Here is a 14,792-nt window from a genome sequence, read left to right on the forward strand (position 1 = left end):
AGCCGATCGGCTTGCCGATCGTGTAGCCGAAGCCGCCGCTGGAGAGCCAGCCGACACGCTTGCCGTTGCGATAGATCGTCTCGCGGCCAAGCAGCACGACATCGGGATCCTCTGGCACGAAGCAGGCAAGCATCTTCTTGACGCCCGAAGTCAGCTGCCGTTCGATCACCTCTCGGCCGCGAAACTGCGTGGTCTTCCGAGTCTTCACCGCCCAGCCAAGCCCGGCTTCAACAGGTGTGTGATCCGGACCGATATCAGAGCCCCAGGCGCGATAACCCTTTTCGAGGCGGCAGCTTTCGATCGCGCGATAACCGGCATTGGTAAGCTGCAGCGGACCGCCCGCCGCCATCAGCGCGTCATAGACCGTCGTTGCGTATTCGACCGGTACATGCAACTCGTAGCCGAGTTCCCCGACATAGGTGATGCGTAAAGCCCGAACCGGGCAACCGGCAACGCCGATTGTCTTGATGCGGCCGAAGGGGAACGCGGCGTTGGAAACATCGCTCGTCGTGACCTTCTCGAGCACGGCGCGGGCATTCGGTCCCATCAGGGACAGGACGGAATAAGCGGAAGTGACATCGACGAGTTCGGCATGCATTCCATCGGGAATATTGCGTGCAATCCAGTCGAAATCATGCGTCGCGAAGCCGGTGCCGGTCACGATGTAATACTCGTCTTCAGCCACGCGGGCGCAGGTGAGATCGCACTCGATGCCGCCCTTGTCATTCAGCATCTGTGTGTAAACAAGCGAGCCAACCGGCTTTGCCACGTCGTTGGAGGCGATCCACGACAACGCCGCCTCGACATCGTGCCCTTTCATCACGAATTTGGCGAAGGACGTCTGATCGAAGATCACGGCGGCCTCGCGCACAGCCTTGTGCTCGCGACCAACGGCTTCGAACCAGTTCTGGCGGCCGTAGGTGTAGATATCCTTCGGCTCCTCGTTGGCGAAGAGATCGGCGAACCAGTTGGGCCGCTCCCATCCGAGCTTTTCGCCGAAGCAAGCGCCCTGTGCTTTCAGCCGTTCGTAGAGCGGCGATTTGCGGCATGGCCGTCCGCTTGAATACTCTTCGAAGGGGAAGGCCAGTGTGTAGTGCTTTCCGTAAGCTTCAAGGGTGCGGGTACGCACCCAGTCCGTATCGAAATGCGGGCGCCCGAAGCGGCGGATATCTACCGGCCAGAGGTCATAGGGTGGTTCGCCCTTGGCGACCCATTCGGCGAGTGCCATGCCGGCGCCGCCGCCGGAGGCGATGCCGAAGGCGTTGAAGCCGGCGCCAACGAAGAAGTTCTTCAGCTCCGGCGCTTCCCCGAGAATGAAGTTGCCGTCAGGCGTGAAGCTCTCCGGTCCGTTCAGCAGCTGCTTGACGCCGACATTTTCCAGCGCCGGGACGCGGCCGAGGGCCTGCTCCATGATCTGCTCGAAATGATCGAAGTTGCTGTCGAGCAGCGTTAAGTGGAAACCCTCGGGGATGCCATTCTTCGCCCAGGGGATCGGGTTCGGCTCGTAGCCGCCCATGACGATGCCGCCGACCTCCTCCTTGTAGTAGGTCAGCCGGTCTGGATCGCGCAGTGTCGGCAGGTTCGAGGGAACACCGAAGGATTCGGTGATGATGTACTGGTGCTCGACGGAAACCAGCGGCACATTGACGCCGAAGCGCGCCGCAAAGGCCCGCGTCCATTGCCCGGCGCAGACGACGACGCGTTCACACTCGATGCGTCCACGCTCGGTGATGACCGCGCGAATTCGGCCCTTGTCAATTTCGAGGTCGATAACCTCGGTATCCTCGAAGATCGAGACGCCGGACATGCGGGCGCCTTTGGCCAGCGCTTGGGTGATATCGGAGGGGTTGGCCTGGCCGTCAGTCGGCAGAAAGGCCGCGCCGACGAGATCGTCTATGGTCATCAACGGCCAGAGATCGAACGCCTCCTGTGGTGTCAGCAACTGCATTTCGAGTCCGAAGGATTGCGCGGTCGTCGCCTGCCGCTTGACCTCGGTCCAGCGTTCTTCGTTGCAGGCGAGGCGCAGGCCGCCATTCATCTTCCAGCCCGTCCCGAGCCCCGTTTCGGCCTCCAGCTTCTTGTAGAGATCGACGGAATAGCCGAGCAACTGGGTGATGTTGGCACTGGTGCGCAATTGGCCAACGAGCCCAGCGGCGTGGAAGGTCGTACCCGAGGTCAGCTTCCTGCGCTCGAGCAGCACCGTATCCGTCCAGCCGAGCTTGCCGAGATGATAGGCCGTAGAGCAGCCAATGATCCCGCCGCCGATGACAACCGCCTTGGCGGTCTTTGGCAATTCCTTCGTCATATTATCGATCCTGTTCGAATGCGTCGTAGGCGCGCTCGAAGCGCGCAAGATTCTCGGCCGTATAGCCGGCATAGTCGAAATCGATGGTGGAGTGGATTTCGGACACCATACTCCACAGTGTCTCGCGCAGCAGCGAGGCGCATTTCATGGCGTGATAGCGCCGCCCGAGATCCGCAGTCAGCGGCAGCTGATAATAGGTCTCGAGCATCGATCGCTCGGTCGCCTCGGAGAACTCGCTGTTGGAGGCGAGGCCGCCCAGATCGAAAAGCGGCGTGTTGAACCCCGCGTAGTCCCAGTCGATCAGCCATAGGCGCTTGCCATCATCGAGAAAGTTGGCGGCCAGCATGTCGTTATGGCCGAAGGCGATCTCGAAGGGGCCACCCGCCGCCTCCAGCTTTTCGGCCTTCGCGAGAAAATCCGGGAAAAGCCCGCGATAGGGGCTGCTGGCGGCCTCCAGATTGGCGATGTAATCGCGGATGACGTGGAAGACCCAGAAGATCGCCGCCGCGCCGCGAAATTCACGGGCGATGTCATGGTGGCAGGCCCGTACCAGCGGGATCACTCGCGCCAATGTCTCGGAGCGTCGCAGATCATCAGGTGAAAGCGCCCTCGACTCGATGTAGTCGAGAACCAGCACGCCTGGCGCATGATAGATGACCGCCGGCGAAAGCCCCGCTGCGTGTGCAGCTTGGCTAGCGGCAAGCTCGTTCTGCCGGCTGATATGGTGAACCGGAATGTCTTCTCCCAGTCGAACCACGCGGCGAACGGCGCGATCCCGCACCAGATAGTTCCGGTTGGTGATGCCGCCGGGGATCGGCACAATTTCAATCGGACCCTGCCAGATGCCAAGCGCATGAATCCGATCTTCAGGCGTCACGCTTTTCCCTTTCGTGGCCTATCCTATTGAAATCATGGCCAGAGCGGGATCGGCTGTCAAGCGCGGCTAGATTGCGGCGCCTGATGCGTCGAAGACGTGGCAGCGCGCTGGGTCAAAGGAGGCCTTCACGTTCGTTCCGCGTTCCACTTTCTGCTGTCCGTCGAGCGCGATCGTCATCTGCTGCCCATCCGCCGTCGTCGCGTAGAGCATGGTCGCACCGCCGAGGTTTTCAACGAGGTCAATGTTCACCGTCGCAAGCGTGATGCCGCTGTTCCCAACAACCGAAAGATGCTCCGGACGGATGCCGAAGGTCACAGTCTGGCCGGCTTCTGCCTTCAGTCGCAGCGGCAGGCGAACAGAGTTGCCGCAGACGTTGATGGTCGTCTCGGCCTCTCCAACCTGCTCAACGCGCGCCTGCAGGAAGTTCATCTTCGGGCTACCGATGAAGCCTGCTACGAAGCGGTTGGTCGGATTGTTGTAGAGATCGAGCGGCGCGCCGATCTGCTCGATGCGGCCGGCGTTCAGCACGACGATCTTGTCGGCCATGGTCATGGCTTCGACCTGGTCGTGGGTGACGTAGATCATCGTATTGCCAAGGCTGCGGTGCAGGCGGGAAATCTCCACGCGCATCTGCACGCGCAATTCCGCGTCGAGGTTGGAGAGCGGTTCGTCAAACAGGAAGATGCGCGGCTCGCGCACGATCGCGCGACCGATCGCCACGCGCTGGCGCTGGCCACCGGAAAGCGCCTTCGGCTTGCGTTCCAGCAGTTTCTCGATCTGCAGGATCTCGGCAGCGCGTTTCACCTTCGGCTGGATCTCGGTCTTCTTGTAGCCGGCCGTCTCAAGCCCGAAGGCAAGGTTCTTGTAGACCGACATATGCGGATAGAGCGCATAGGACTGGAACACCATCGCGATGCCGCGCTTGGCCGGCGCCACTTCGTTCATTCGCTCGTTGTCGAGCAGAAGCGCGCCGCCGGTGATTTCCTCAAGTCCGGCTATCATGCGAAGCAGCGTGGACTTGCCGCACCCGGAGGGGCCGACGAAGACCGCGAACTCGCCGGGATCAATCTTCAGGTCGATGCCGTGTATGACGTCCAGGGCGCCGTAACGCTTCTCGACCTTCTGGAGAACGACGCTTGTTGCCATGATCTCAGGATCCTCCCTGGTCCGTTATTTCGTGTGAGCACGCCAGTCGGCGTACTTCGGGCTGCCCGATCCGATCGGCAAGATGACTTCGCTGCCGGTATCGGACGATTGATAGATGGCGGTGACGAGCTCCAGTGCACGGCGGGCATCCTGGGTCGTCACCGGCAGCGGCCCGTTGCCGCTGAGATAGGCGTGGAAGTGTTCCATCTGCGTGGTGAAGCGCGGTGCGACCGGCCGCCAGTCGCCGATGACGGCATCGATGCGCGCCTGCACGTCGTCATTCGCGGCGATGATCTTCCAAGGGTCTTTGCCCGGCGAATAAGGTTCGTGATTGCTCTCGAAGGTGACGTTCTCGAAGTGCAGCCGCAGGCGGCTGATCTGCTCCTGCGAACCAAGAGTGCAGGAGAGCGACACGAAGGCGCCATTCTGCATCAGCAGGCTTGCCGAGGCGCAGTCTTCGACCTCGATGTCGTTGACGTGGGTCGCAACACGGCCGAATACCTTTGAAACCGGGCCCATCAGGTGCAGCAGCATGTCGTGCAGATGCAGCGCGTGAGTCACGAGCACGCCGCCAAGCTCGGTCGCCCATTTGCCGCGCCACGGCACGGAATAATATTCGGGCGTCCGCAGCCAGAAGGTCTCCACCGAGCCTATGTAAGGCTTGCCGGCGATGCCGGCCTCGATGATCCGCTTCGCCTTCTCGATGCCGTCGCCGTAGCGATACTGGAAAATCGGCATCAACGTGCCTTTGGCCGCCTTTTCCGCCTCCATGATCGTGTCGACGCCCGAGAGCGAGCCAGTCAGCGGCTTTTCGCAGATGACGTGCTTGCCCGCAGCCAGCGCCGCCACCACCTGCTCAAGATGAGTGCCGGGCGGCGTGCAGATATCGACGATGTCGACGCTCCCGCAGGCCAGCACATCGGCAAACGAGGTCGTGCGCTTGGCGATGTCGAACTCGTCGCCGATCTCGCGCAGCCGCTCTTCATTCAGGTCGCAGATCGCCACGACCTTGAACTTGTCGGGATGCGGCAGGTAGCCTTCAACGATGTGGGAACGGCCGATGCCGCAGCCAACGATGGCAACATTCTTGATACTCATTGACCTAAATCCGTAACTGCATCAGCGCTTCATGCCTGTCGTGGCGATGCCTTCGATCAGCAATCGCTGGAAGAACAGGAAGAAGAAGAACACTGGCACCAGCGTCAGCGTGGACATGGCAAACAGACCGCCCCAGTCCGAGGCGCTGGTCGAGTCGACGAAGGTGCGCAGACCGAGCTGGATCGTGTAGGTGTTCATGTCGTTGAGGTAAATCAGCGGGCCGAAGAAGTCGTCCCAGGTCCAGATAAAGGAGAAGATCGCGGCGGTCGCCAGCACTGGCAGCGACAGCGGCAGCATGATCTTCCAGTAGATCCGCCAGGGGCTGCAGCCGTCCATCATGGCGGCTTCATCGAGTTCGCGTGGGATTCCGCGGAAGAACTGCACCATCAGGAAGATGAAGAAGGCATCGCTTGCCAGGAACTTCGGCACGACGAGTGGCAGGATGGTGTTGACCCAGCCGAGATTGAGGAACAGCACATACTGCGGAATGAGCGTCACGTGGTATGGGATCATCAGCGTGCCGAGCATGATCGCGAACCAGAAGTTCCGGCCAGCAAAGTGCAGGCGCGCAAAGGCATAGGCTGCCAGCGAACAGGCAACGACATTGCCGATGACGGTCAGCACCGAGATGACGAGCGAGTTCCAGAAGAAGCGACCGAAGGTGATGTCGAGCCCGGTCCAGCCGCGAAGATAAGATGAAAAGTCGATCGACGACGGAATGAGCGAGGTCGACGAGAAGATCTCGTTTTCCGGGCGGACCGAGGCCGAGACCATCCACAGGAGCGGATAGAGCATCAGCAGCGAGCCAAGGATCAGCAGCGTGTGGATCGCAACAGACGCCGGAAGGCTGCGCTTGGTGATGTCGGATGGCGGTGCCGCAATCGCGGTGGTGATCCCGTTAGTCATCGTAGTGCACCCAGTAACGCGAGGTCAGGAAGGAGAAGGCCGTAAAGATCGCGATGATCAGCACGAGGATCCAGGCGAGCGCCGAGGCGTAGCCCATGCGGAAGTTTCCGAAAGCCTCCTGATAGAGATAGAGCGTGTAGAACAGCGTCGAGTTGATCGGCCCGCCCGTTCCGCCTGAGATAATAAAAGCCGGCGTGAAGGCCTTGAAGGCGTCGATCGTCTGCACGACGGCATTGAAGAAGATGACCGGCGTCAACAGCGGCAGTGTGATCTTGTAGAACTGCCGGAACTTGGATGCGCCGTCGAGGCTGGCGGCCTCGTACATATCGGTCGGAATCTGACGCAAGCCGGCGAGGAAGATGATCATCGGCGAACCGAACTGCCAGACGCTCAGCGCCACCAGCGTATAGATGGAATAGCTCGGGTGCGAGATCCAGCTCGGGCCTTCGATCCCGAAATGGGCGAGCGCCGCATTGACCAGACCATCGCCGGCAAAGAGCTGTCGCCAGAGGACGGCGATCGCCACGCTGCCGCCGAGCAGTGACGGCAGGTAGAAGATTGCGCGGTAGAGCGGCAGGCCGCGAACGCCCTTGTTGAGCGCCATCGCGACCAGGAGTGCGAAGGTCAGCTTGAACGGCACCGACAGCACGACATAGGTCAGCGTGACCGTCATTGCCGCGGCAAATTTCGGGTCGGCGGTTGCGATGCGCACATAGTTCGCCGCTCCAACCCACTCAGCAGACCGGATCATGTCGAAATCCGTGAACGAGAGGTAGAGCGAGATGACGGCCGGTCCGAGCGTCAGCCCGAAAAAGCCGATCAGCCACGGCAGGAGAAAGAGATAGCCTGGAGCATTGGCAGTCCAGAGGCGCTTGAAACGCCCCTGGGCCGCCGCCCCATATTCACTCTTGATGGCGTCCGGGGCGGTCGTGCGCATCACATCACTCATCCGCGTCAGCCTTTGGCGAGCAGGCGGCTGATCTCATCGACCAGTTGCTTGCCACCGTCGCTCGGCGAAAGCTGGCCGAAAGCGACTTGCTCGGCGATGGTGCGCAGCACCACCTGGCCTTCGCCGGCGCCTGAGGGCGGTGGCGGCGGCAGCTTGCCTGCGAGGTCGCCGAGACCGCTGACGTAGTTGAGCGGGACCTTGCCCGTTTCGTCGAGCTTGGCGGCCACGACGTCGCGCATCGCCTTCGATTCCGGAATGCCGCGTTCGACGTCGAGCGCGAGAGCAGCATCGGGATTGGTGACGAAGAAATTGACGTAGTCGACCGCCTGGTCAATCACCTTCGACTGCGAGGATACGGAGAAGAACATCGATGGCTTGCGATAGTGGCCGCCCTTCGAATCCGGCTTGATGCGCATGTAGTTGGTCAGCGCCAGCTTGTCTTTGCTGATGGCCTGGAAGCCGACGAACTGGTTGCTGTGCGCGTAATCGGCCGCAGCCTTGCCAAGGGTGAGCGGGCTGGTGTCGATCGTGTCCTTGTAGAGCGCCTGAACGTCGGGCGGTACGCAGGCGCTCGCCTCGCGGAATTTGCTCCACATGTCGAACCATTCGGAAGCCTCTTCGGCGCCGAAAGCGATCTTGGAATCGGCCGTGTAGAGTGCTTTGCCGCGCTGGCGGAGATAGTTTTCCAGAAGCGGTTCGTTGCCGCTACCGTCGGCAAAGCCGTAGAAGCCTTTGCGCTTGCCGGCCTTGGTGATCTCGGCGCCGATCTTGCCGAATTCCTCCCAGGTGGTTGCCTGTGTCGGCAGGTCGACACCGGCTTCCTGGAACGCGGTGGTATTCAAGACCGTTGATGCGGCGTTTGCGCCGAGGCTGACGCCGTAGAAGTGTCCGTCAACGCTGCCGCCCTCGATCTGTGCCGGGTCGAAATCGCCAAGATTGAGCTTGGCCGGCATGTAGGATTCGAGCGGGGCGAGCGCGCCGCGCCGCGCATATTCGACGATATAGCGGTAGTCCATCTGGATGACATCGGGCGCATTGCGGCCGGCGACCTGCGTCGCCAGGCGTGGCCAATAGTCCCCCCATCCGAGAAATTCGCCGGTGATCGACGTTCCGGCATTCTTCGTCTGATAGAGCTGAGAAACCTTGTTGGTGCGGTCGGCGCGCGGCTGCGAACCCCACCACAGAAGCCGCAGGCGGGTATCGGCGGCAAATGCCTTCGATCCCAGTGCGGACAATGAAAGAAGCGTTGCTCCCCCCGCCATAAAATTACGTCTGCTTACGCGTAGTGTCATCTGTTCTCCTCCTCCCTTGGGGAACGCCTCCACACGTTCCTTGCTGGTTTCTCTTGCAACAAATAACCAATTGGTTACAAGCTATGGACAAGCTTCGAGCCTGTCAAGCGCTGATGTGATAGTGCTCCTCGCGGTTCTCGTTTTTTACAATTTGCTCACAACGTACTATGAGCGCGTTGGGGAATTAAGAAAGGTGGGTCGATGGACAGCGCCAGCGGAAATAGGGAAAAGAAGACAGCAAGGCGTCAGTCATCCGAGCGGGTCTTGCAAAGAGACCCGGAGCGGACGCGCGCGGCAATCCTCGAAGCAGCGACAAAGGAATTCGCCGAAAACGGAATGGGCGGGGCGCGCGTAGATGCGATCGCCGAGCGAGCCGGCACCAATAAGCGCATGCTCTACCACTATTTCGGCGACAAGGAGCAACTCTATCTGCGGGTGCTTGAGGAGGCCTATGTCGGCATCCGTACGGCGGAGCGCGAGCTTCACATCGGCGATCGCACGCCGCAGGAAGGGATTGGCGAACTGGCGCTGTTCACCTGGCGCTATTTCCTGAAACACCCCGAATTCCTCAGCCTGCTCGGCACCGAAAACCTTCATCGCGCGCGCTGGCTGCGCCAATCCGTTCGGCTCAAGGAACTGCATTCGCATCTAATCGGAGAACTTGCCGAGGTGCTGGAGCGCGGCAAGAAGGCTGGCGTCTTTGCTGCCAGCGCTGATCCGCTGAATGTCTACCTGACGATCGCCTCGCTCGGGTACTTCTACCTCTCCAACCAGTATACGCTTTCGACGATCTTCGGTCGTGACCTGGTCGAACCGGGCAATCTCGACGCCTGGGAACGGCACATCGTCCATGTGACGCTCGCGTCGATTTCCGCCTGATCCGCGAAATTCGCAATCGGCTATTGACAGTGGACGGCGTCTGTCATCAGGTAACTGTTTAGTTACAGCCTGATATGGTCCGCAGATTGGGGAGCCGCGACTTGTTGGGCACCAGACCAATTTTCGTTTCATGACGTATGAAGGAGGATCATAGGATGGAGAAACGTCGCTTTGCCTTGATTGGAACGGGAAACCGCGGCACCACCATGTGGGGCAAGGAACTGCTTGCCGGCTGGCGCGAGCATGTGGATCTCGTCGCGATCGTCGACACCAATTCGCTGCGTGCCGAGCGGGCCCGCACGATGATCGGCAGCAATGCGCCGATCTATGAGAACATCGACGCCATGCTCGCCGAACAGCAGGTCGACCTCGTGATCGTCTGCACGCCCGACTATACGCATGACGATATCGTCGTCCGTGCGCTGGAAGCCGGCATCGACGTCATCACAGAAAAACCGATGACCACCGCTGTCGACAAGATCCGCCGTATCCTCGATGCCGAAAAGCGCACAGGCAAGCGCGTCGACGTCTCCTTCAACTACCGCTATGCGCCGACAGCCGCCAAGATCAAGGAACTGCTGAACGCCGGCGAGATCGGCCGCGTGACCTCGGTCGACTTCCACTGGTATCTCGACACCAAGCATGGCGCGGACTATTTCCGTCGCTGGCACGCCTATACGGAAAATTCCGGCAGCCTTTTCGTCCACAAGGCGACGCACCACTTCGATCTCTTGAATTGGTACCTGGACAGCGACCCGGATGCAGTCACCTCTTTTGCCGATTTGCAGAATTACGGCCGCAAGGGACCGTTCCGCGGCCCGCGCTGCAAGCTCTGTCCGCATACCGGCGAGTGCGACTACTATCTCGATCTCGAGGCCGATCCCTTCCTCGATTCTCTGTACGAGGATCCGTCGAAGATCGACGGCTACTTCCGCGACGGCTGCGTCTATCGCGAGGATATCGACATCCCCGACACGATGGTCGTCAGCATCCGCTACAAGAACAATGTCCACGTCTCCTATTCACTGAACACCTTCCAGCCGATCGAAGGCCACCACATCGCTTTCAACGGCACGCAAGGGCGCATTGAGTTGAGGCAATACGAGAAGCAGCCGTGGGAAACACCCGATGAGGACACCATCCTGCTCGTGCGCAACTTCCCGAAGGGCAAGGATGCCGTCGAGCGAATCGTCGTGCCGCACTCTCCTGGCGGCCATTACGGCGGCGACGACCGGATGCGCAACATGATCTTCAAGCAGGGCATGGACGACAAGCTCGGTCAGCGCGCCGGGACGCGCGCCGGCGCCATGTCGGTGCTCTGCGGCATTGCCGCTCTGAGCAGCTCGCGCACCGGCAAGGTCGTAAAGATCTCCGACCTGATGCCGGATATAGTCGCGGCCGGTGTGCCGGGCAATCTGAAAGCCGGCTAAGCAATCAGTTCCAGATCACGGCGCTGGATCTGATAGCGGAGCGGTTCGCCTTTGACGAACCGCTCTATTTCATCAGCGGCCATGTCACCGAGGCGTCCGCGTTCCAGCCCCACGGCGCCGGCGATGTGTGGCGTCAAGAAGACATTCGGCAGGTCATAGAAGCCGGATGCCTTCTCCGGTATCTCAGGATCGGTCACGTCGATGATGGCGTCGATCCGGCCGGTGTGAAGCGTCTCCAGCAGTGCGGCTTCATCGATCAAGGCGCCGCGCGCCGTGTTGATCAGCGTGGCGCCGTCTTTCATCAGCGACAGTTCTCCGCTTCCGATCATATGACGCGTCGATGGCAGCGAGGGTGCGTGCAGGGAGACGATGTCGGACTGCTGCAGGAGCGTCGGCAGATCCACCTTCTCGGTTCCGAGGCTTTTTGCCTCGGTGGCATCGAGGGTCGGGTCGAAGAGAAGCACGCGGTACTCGAATGGTCGCAGCAGCTCGATAACCCGTCGACCGATGCGGGAGGCGCCGACCATGCCGACCGTGCGACGATAGTTGCCGATTGCCAACCGTTGCATCGCATGCGTCCGGTCGCGATTGCGTTCAGTGACGTAGAGGTCGCGGAAGCGGAACACCTGTTTGCCGGCAAAGATGATCGCCGCAAGCGTAAACTCCGCGACGGGGATGGAATTTGCTTCCGCGGCGTGCGTCACGGCTATACCGGCATCGAAGATCTGCTCGTCGACAATCCCCTTCACAGTTCCGGCCGCATGCGCGATCAGCCGCAGCCGTGGAGCAGCCGCAAGCACCTCGCGCCCGACGTAAGGGGACCCCCAACCCGTGACAAGAATCTCGGTCTCTGCGAGAACGCGCCGGGCGCGATCATCATCAAAGCGCTGCAGGGGTTGGGTATCAAGCAGGTCGCCAAGCTCGCTGAGCCGGCGCAGTGTCGCAGCGGGCAGGACATGCTCCGTCCGCGAAGGCTGCATCGCAAGCGCGATGGAGGGGTGCTTCATGGCATCTGCCCCGGCGCCTCGATGGCACTGACCCTGATGCCCTCTTTCGCGACAAGCGCTTCGAGTTCGGCAATATCAGGGACCTTCGGTGGGGTGGTCCAGGCACCGGTCTCGGTACCTGTGTCGTTTGCGGCAAGAACGGCTGTCATCAGGATCGTCCGGCCAGCCGGTACTTCTCCGCGCAACTGCGGCACCAGCGTCTTGGCGACGATCATGTTGGTATTCGGAGGCGCCTTCTGCGTCAGGCCCGTGCGCGGTACCTCAGAACCGATGTCGAGAATGCCGCTGAAATCCTCTTCTCCGATCGCGTAGGTGCTCGAGCCCTCCGCGACCAGCGTATCGAGCTCGAAATCGCGGCGCGCGATCGCAAAGCCTCCTTCCGCGGTCTGCAGCGGCCGTGGCGTGTTGATGCGGTGAACGCGGATGTGCCAGGGCGCTGCCGGCACCAGCCAGGTTTCGACCTCCACGTCCCGGAATGGTGACCACTTTGAGTAGAGAACGTTGCCCGCAAGCTTGGCTTCCTGGTTGGTCTCCCGAACCCGGTAGTGCAAGCCGTCATCGCTGAAGGCGAGGGTCGAATCGAGGGCCGCGCCAGCGAAGTTGCGCTCGTCGGATTCCACACTGAAGCCGTAGCGGCTGGAATAGGCGAATTTCGCGTATTTCTCCGTGCCGAACCGCATCTGCAGGTTCTCCTGGCCGGAGGAGAGCGCCACCACGTCGCCGGCATTGCGCATCATCACCATGCCGGGATGGCGTTGCGGCAGGACACTCGCCGTCTGCTGAGGCGGCGTTTCCTCGATCGTCCAGAAGGGATGATCTTCTGCGAGGGCAAGCGGCAGAAACGCCTTGAAGGCCCAGTAGGGCGAACCGGCGGAATTGTAGTTCTCCGACATCAGCAGGTTGGGATAGCCGAAACCGATCGACAGAATGCCGTCACGGTTCGTCATTGGCTTGTCCTTCCACCAGCGCAGATGCTGAAGGCACAGGCTCTTGATCTCGCCCCAAGGCAGCGCTTCAAGATCGGCAAAGGCAAGCGCTGACCAGAAGCCTGCACACGCGAAACGGTAGGTCAGGCTGCGGCCGAACGGAATCGTCGCCCCATCCGAGCCGAACCAGTGCTTGAAGTCGTTTGCGAAGAGGAGGGCGCGCTGGCGATAGCGCTTTGCGTAATCGTCATCGATGAGCTTGGAATAGATCAGGCCGTAGAAATGCATGGCGAACGGGATGTAGTGGTCGATGCGGCGCACATTGCCGTCACGGTACCATCCGTCGCCGATGTAGAAGCCCTCCAGCTCCTCGAGATATTGCTTGGTCAAGGTGCGGTCGAAATTGGCGCCCACGCGGTCGAGTGCGATGTCGACGAAAATGCGAAAGAATTTCCAGTTGTTGTCGGCATAATCGAACTGCCGCGCGTGCTTGAGGTAGGCGACGACGTTGTCGCGTGCCCGGCCGCCAAGCGGCTCCCAGACCTTCTCCGGCACGAGCGCCAAGGCAAAACCCAGCGCCGCAAGCTCGACCATGCGCTGGTCGCGGCCGTTGACGGTTCCCCAATATTCGGGGTGTTTCGGGTCGGTGCCATTGGCGATACCTTCGGCAAAGCGATGCCACTCCGTAAATTCGCCGCCGCCGGCTCCTAGCGGCGCCAATCCCCAGAGCGGCCGCGCAAAGCCTTCGAGATCCGCTGCAGCGCGGTCGAAATGCGCAGCCGCTCCGTCGAGCCGCACGCGCGCATTGCCTGCCGAGAAATAGGACAGCAGCGGATCGAAGAGGTCGCGAAGTGCGCGCGACATATCTTCGCGCGTTTTCAGCGGGTTGTTGGCGAGCGGATTTGCACTGGCAGGGTCATAGGTCATCGGCATTGCTCTTTGAGGAGTGCGGGACGGTGCCGCCGGCAATCGGCACGACGGCATGGCAAATCTGGCGGGCGGGGGCGGCGCGGTCCTTGAAGCGCGCAACCATGAGACCGGCCGCCTCCCTGCCGAGCGTCACGCGATCCACACGCATGGTCGACAGCGGCGGGTTGGTCATCAGCGCGCAGGGAAGGTCGTCGAAGCCGACAATGGCGAAGTCATCAGGCACGCGTAGCCCGGCCTCGGTTACGGCCTCGAGAACGCCGACGGCGATGAAGTCGTTCATGCAGAAGGCGGCGGTGAAACCAGCATTCTCGCCGAGCACGGCGGCCGTCAGTTCGTGCGCCTCATGGCTGGCGCTCCCCTGGAAGGTCATCGACACGAGACGCCCTTCGGCGCCTTCGACCTCGGCGATCGCAGCCTTGAAACCCCGCACGCGTTCGCGAATTGTGTGACGATGCGAGCCGGTCAGATGTAGGATCCGGCGGTGGCCGGCATTCAGCAGGCGGGTCGTCGCTTCATATGCGCCGAAGAAATTCGATGGCGAAACGCCATCGAGCCGCAGCCGCGGATCGGTGCCATTGACAAGCACTGTCGGAATTGCCGCGTCCTCTAACCAGGCGCGCAACTCGGCGCTCGGATCGATCCCGACCAGGAACAGCCCACCGGCGCTTGCCGTCTGCATGTATTCGTGAACGACATCGGGCGTCGCCCGGTTCTCGCGGATCAGCCGCACCTCGAAGGGTATGCCGGCGTCAAGTGCGCCGGCGCGCAATCCCTCGACGATCCCTTCGTAAAAGACGCTCAGCCCGCCGGTTACGCCGTCGCTTGCAATCAGCGCCAGGCCGCCGCGCAGCGGCCCGGTCACGGTGCGGGCCGAATAGCCGTTTTCGGCCGCCACTTTGAGAATATGCTGGCGCACGCTCTCGCTGATGCCGGGCTCGTTGGCGAGCACGCGGGACACGGTGGATACGGACACGCCCGCCATTGCGGCGATATCGGCCTGCCTCAGTCGCTTGGTCTTGATCTCGTTCATGGCAACGAAATTATGCA

At 61.3% G+C, this 14,792-nt stretch carries 12 protein-coding genes; 2 read left to right on the forward strand and 10 right to left on the reverse strand.

Annotated features, from left to right (window positions below; all coding sequences use genetic code 11):
- From PMI09_RS19410 to PMI09_RS19440, 7 genes are all read right to left on the reverse strand, one after another.
- Positions 1-2,305: GcvT family protein (locus tag PMI09_RS19410; RefSeq protein ID WP_007798246.1), on the reverse strand; the 2,305-nt coding region annotated here is incomplete at its 3' end.
- 1 nt (position 2,306) lies between these two features.
- Complete coding sequence (locus tag PMI09_RS19415) at positions 2,307-3,182, reverse strand: phosphotransferase (RefSeq protein WP_007798248.1); 876 nt, start codon at positions 3,180-3,182, stop codon at positions 2,307-2,309.
- Between the two features lie 66 nt (positions 3,183-3,248).
- A complete protein-coding gene (locus PMI09_RS19420) occupies positions 3,249-4,328 on the reverse strand; it encodes an ABC transporter ATP-binding protein (RefSeq protein WP_007798251.1) in 1,080 nt (359 codons plus the stop codon).
- A 24-nt stretch (positions 4,329-4,352) separates the two neighbouring features.
- Positions 4,353-5,426, reverse strand: a complete 1,074-nt coding sequence (locus tag PMI09_RS19425; protein WP_007798254.1) for a Gfo/Idh/MocA family protein — start codon at positions 5,424-5,426, stop codon at positions 4,353-4,355.
- Positions 5,427-5,447: 21 nt separating this feature from the next.
- Positions 5,448-6,332 carry a carbohydrate ABC transporter permease gene (locus tag PMI09_RS19430; RefSeq protein ID WP_007798256.1) on the reverse strand — a complete coding sequence of 295 codons (885 nt, stop codon included), beginning with the start codon at positions 6,330-6,332 and terminating at the stop codon, positions 5,448-5,450.
- The gene (locus PMI09_RS19435; protein ID WP_007798261.1) at positions 6,325-7,281 is read right to left on the reverse strand and encodes a carbohydrate ABC transporter permease; all 957 of its coding nucleotides are present in this window, start codon (positions 7,279-7,281) and stop codon (positions 6,325-6,327) included. Before PMI09_RS19435 ends, PMI09_RS19430 begins: the two co-directional genes overlap by 8 nt.
- A 5-nt stretch (positions 7,282-7,286) precedes the next feature.
- Positions 7,287-8,573 (reverse strand): ABC transporter substrate-binding protein, encoded by a 1,287-nt coding sequence (locus tag PMI09_RS19440; RefSeq protein WP_007798265.1) that lies wholly within the window; start codon positions 8,571-8,573, stop codon positions 7,287-7,289.
- A gap of 201 nt (positions 8,574-8,774) precedes the next feature.
- On the opposite strand from PMI09_RS19440, the gene PMI09_RS19445 reads away from it, so the two are divergent.
- Both PMI09_RS19445 and PMI09_RS19450 read left to right on the forward strand, forming a co-directional pair.
- Entirely contained in the window at positions 8,775-9,452 is a 678-nt protein-coding gene (locus PMI09_RS19445) for a TetR/AcrR family transcriptional regulator (protein ID WP_007798267.1), read from the forward strand.
- A 155-nt stretch (positions 9,453-9,607) separates the two neighbouring features.
- On the forward strand, positions 9,608-10,882 hold the full coding sequence (locus tag PMI09_RS19450) for a Gfo/Idh/MocA family protein (protein ID WP_007798271.1): 1,275 nt from the start codon (positions 9,608-9,610) through the stop codon (positions 10,880-10,882).
- On the opposite strand, the gene PMI09_RS19455 is transcribed toward PMI09_RS19450, so the two are convergent.
- The 3 genes from PMI09_RS19455 to PMI09_RS19465 are packed head-to-tail and all read right to left on the reverse strand — an operon-like array spanning position 10,879 to position 14,775.
- Entirely contained in the window at positions 10,879-11,889 is a 1,011-nt protein-coding gene (locus tag PMI09_RS19455) for a hydroxyacid dehydrogenase (protein WP_007798274.1), read from the reverse strand. The genes PMI09_RS19450 and PMI09_RS19455 overlap by 4 nt on opposite strands.
- Positions 11,886-13,742, reverse strand: a complete 1,857-nt coding sequence (locus PMI09_RS19460; RefSeq protein WP_007798276.1) for a DUF2264 domain-containing protein — start codon at positions 13,740-13,742, stop codon at positions 11,886-11,888. The genes PMI09_RS19455 and PMI09_RS19460 overlap by 4 nt, the downstream gene beginning before the upstream one ends.
- Entirely contained in the window at positions 13,732-14,775 is a 1,044-nt protein-coding gene (locus PMI09_RS19465) for a LacI family DNA-binding transcriptional regulator (RefSeq protein WP_037083573.1), read from the reverse strand. Before PMI09_RS19465 ends, PMI09_RS19460 begins: the two co-directional genes overlap by 11 nt.
- Positions 14,776-14,792 lie beyond the last annotated feature (17 nt).

The sequence above is a fragment of the Rhizobium sp. CF122 genome, from assembly GCF_000282035.1.
Taxonomy (GTDB): Bacteria; Pseudomonadota; Alphaproteobacteria; order Rhizobiales; family Rhizobiaceae; genus Rhizobium.

What these genes read in the sequence shown, in the direction of transcription:
- PMI09_RS19420 (WP_007798251.1), bottom strand. Translation starts at nt 4,328, where the DNA reads ATGGCAACAAGCGTCGTTCTCCAGAAGGTCGAGAAGCGTTACGGCGCC.
- PMI09_RS19425 (WP_007798254.1), bottom strand. Translation starts at nt 5,426, where the DNA reads ATGAGTATCAAGAATGTTGCCATCGTTGGCTGCGGCATCGGCCGTTCC.
- PMI09_RS19430 (WP_007798256.1), bottom strand. Translation starts at nt 6,332, where the DNA reads ATGACTAACGGGATCACCACCGCGATTGCGGCACCGCCATCCGACATC.
- PMI09_RS19435 (WP_007798261.1), bottom strand. Translation starts at nt 7,281, where the DNA reads ATGAGTGATGTGATGCGCACGACCGCCCCGGACGCCATCAAGAGTGAA.
- PMI09_RS19440 (WP_007798265.1), bottom strand. Translation starts at nt 8,573, where the DNA reads ATGACACTACGCGTAAGCAGACGTAATTTTATGGCGGGGGGAGCAACG.
- PMI09_RS19445 (WP_007798267.1), top strand. Translation starts at nt 8,775, where the DNA reads ATGGACAGCGCCAGCGGAAATAGGGAAAAGAAGACAGCAAGGCGTCAG.
- PMI09_RS19450 (WP_007798271.1), top strand. Translation starts at nt 9,608, where the DNA reads ATGGAGAAACGTCGCTTTGCCTTGATTGGAACGGGAAACCGCGGCACC.
- PMI09_RS19455 (WP_007798274.1), bottom strand. Translation starts at nt 11,889, where the DNA reads ATGAAGCACCCCTCCATCGCGCTTGCGATGCAGCCTTCGCGGACGGAG.
- PMI09_RS19460 (WP_007798276.1), bottom strand. Translation starts at nt 13,742, where the DNA reads ATGACCTATGACCCTGCCAGTGCAAATCCGCTCGCCAACAACCCGCTG.
- PMI09_RS19465 (WP_037083573.1), bottom strand. Translation starts at nt 14,775, where the DNA reads ATGAACGAGATCAAGACCAAGCGACTGAGGCAGGCCGATATCGCCGCA.